This window comes from Vibrio sp. 10N.247.310.17 (genome assembly GCF_041466605.1).
GTDB classification, from domain to species: Bacteria; Pseudomonadota; Gammaproteobacteria; order Enterobacterales; family Vibrionaceae; genus Vibrio; species Vibrio tasmaniensis_A.
In genome coordinates, this window is record NZ_JBFSTC010000189.1 from 1 (window position 1) to 2,437 (window position 2,437).

Consider the following 2,437-nt stretch of genomic DNA (forward strand, 5'->3'; position numbering starts at 1 on the left):
TTTGGGACGTTAAGCAGGAAGACCGCGACACGGTAATGAGAAATCAAAGGAAAAAGGACAGGCGAAAAACAAAATCCATCTTACAGATTCTTTCGTTCAGTCAGTGAAAGGAGTGAGGAGGCACGACGAGCGGCAACGAGGAAGAATGACGAGGCGCAGGCGTTCAGGATTGCAGCGATATCCTTTTAGATAGGGGCTGTAGAGAGGCACATCCTGGGGCGGCACGCAGTGACTCACCAAGGTGATGCCACTCTTAGGCCATAGATAAAAGATACAAGCGGAGAGCCTTTCCCGAAGGGTAACGCCCAACTCAAGCCCATATCACAACGCAACCTTAAATCTATTTCATCAAGAATGTTGAGGCTGAAAAATACGCACCTTACAAGGCAAAGTAAAAGCGCGGCCTTATGGTCTCGTTCTTACTTTGCTTGTACGGCTGGCGGTGCGACAATTGAAACGTTAAAGGCTTATGTAGAAAGTCCGGCGATATCAAGTTAAAGCTCTTCGAGCTTTACGCCTTATACCCCCGCCCGATCGGCAAGGGTTTACGGCAAAATGGCTAAATGCCATTAAGCTCTTTAGATTGAGAGGCTTCTGCAGCACTAGAATCCTCCCCCTTCTTTGCGTTGTTAAAGGATAAATTCAATCTTGGTCATTTTTTCGCTCTTACTTACTTCTAAGAGCGACGGATAGAGATTCACGCTCTCTTTCTGATAGAGACAAATCACTTTGTAATTGGGAGATCTGTCTTTGCAACTCAACCAACTGCCCTTGCGCGGAAGCTAATTGTTTACTGTCAGATTTAATCTCGTTCAACTCGCCAGTTAAGCGCTCTATTTCTGATTGACGGTTTTCTTCTTGAGTGCGTAACTGAACGACCGTTGTTCGCTCATTAGCCAGTTGGTTTAGCGTTTCAGTATGCTGCTCTTGTGTTTTTTCATGTTGAGCTTGCTCTATTTCTCTTTTCGCTTGATCGACAGTGAGTAGCTTAACCTGCTCTCGCAAACTTGCGCTTTCTTGCTCCGCTTTATCCGCTCGACGGTTAGCCGCGCCCACAAGACTCTCAGCTTCACTTTTTGCGTTAGTCACTAAAAGATCACATTTCTGCTCATTATCAGACATTGATTTGTCGGCTTCTTTCTTTACTTCTTCGCTCAATGCTATAGCTTCAGTTGCTTTTTGTTCGGCACTGTCCACACGCTCTAATGCTTTAGCCGCTTTATCATTGGCTTCATTAATGAGTTGAGCGGCTCTGGCCTCTGCCATTTCAATACGGTGCTGACTGTCTTTTTCTTTTTCTTCTAGTAGCTCTATAGCTTCATCTAACTGGGCTTTTTGGTCGGAAATCATTTGCTGAAGGCTCGCGGTTTTTCGCTCGACAACGCTTTGCATTTCATCCGCGAGCAATTCAGCGATCTTACTGCTGCCTAGCTCATCAGCCATTTTAATGACTTCTGCATTACGCTTGTCGTGAAAGTCACGTAGAAGCTTAGAGACGGTTTCTGTTTTACCACCGGTTACCTGCATAACATTACGAACTGAGGGTTTAGTACCTTGAGTTAGCATTGCTGTAGCAGCTTTTGATACTTGTTCAAAGGTCACGCCAGATTGTTCCGCCATTGTTCAACACTCCAAATAAACTTAACTGTACAAATTATAGCCCAACAGGAAACGGGTAACAACCGTTTCCATAAAATAACGTTTCCCATTTATACCTAAACAAATAACCAACTAGGCGTTTAATTCAGAATCACTTTTCCCTCTTACCTTAACGAGTTGATACTCTCTCACTAAAGCTATCATTCATTCCCATCGACTGAGTTTTTAAGATCAATGTGCCGGCATACTCCAACAACTTCGAGATTTGAGCCTTCGTTTTTTACGCAGTTGATAACCAGAGAAGCCTTTCAAATATTCATTTCGTTCAGTCAGTGAAAGGAGTGAGAAGGCACGACGAGCGGCAACGAGGAAGAATGACGAGGCGCAGGCGTTCAGGATTGCAGCGATATCCTTTTAGATAGGGGCTGTAGAGAGGCACATTTTGGGGCGGCACGCAGTGACTCACCAGGGTGATGCCACTCTTAGGCCATAGATGAAAGATACAAGCGGAGAGCCCAGCCCGAAAGGTAACGCCCAACTCAGGCCCCTATCACAACGCAGCACTTAAAATCAGCTTTAAACCGTCATAATAAAAAAACCGCCTATCAAACCCTATAAGGAAAAAATCCACAAAATGACACCATGACAAAGCATTAGAATCAAACACAGAGCAAATGGGCGTACTGTGGTACTAAGAGCCGGTTTGACGACCGCTTGCGGTCGAGCCTTTGGCTCAACCTCTTTTAGCGCAGAAACCCAAGCGCACACAGCAATCACGAGGTAAAAAAAATGCCTCTAGGATAAGAGGCATTTCAGAAAACATATTTGAACATTAAAC

General features: G+C 44.9%; 1 protein-coding gene and 1 pseudogene. One reads left to right on the forward strand and one right to left on the reverse strand.

Annotated elements, in window-relative coordinates; all coding sequences use genetic code 11:
* Positions 1 to 330 precede the first annotated feature (330 nt).
* Positions 331 to 498 (forward strand): annotated as a pseudogene (locus AB6D80_RS24640) (transposase); the annotation flags it as partial.
* Between the two features lie 168 nt (positions 499 to 666).
* On the opposite strand, the gene AB6D80_RS24645 reads toward AB6D80_RS24640, so the two are convergent.
* Complete coding sequence (locus AB6D80_RS24645; protein ID WP_076678494.1) at positions 667 to 1,620, reverse strand: DNA-binding protein; 954 nt, start codon at positions 1,618 to 1,620, stop codon at positions 667 to 669.
* Positions 1,621 to 2,437 lie beyond the last annotated feature (817 nt).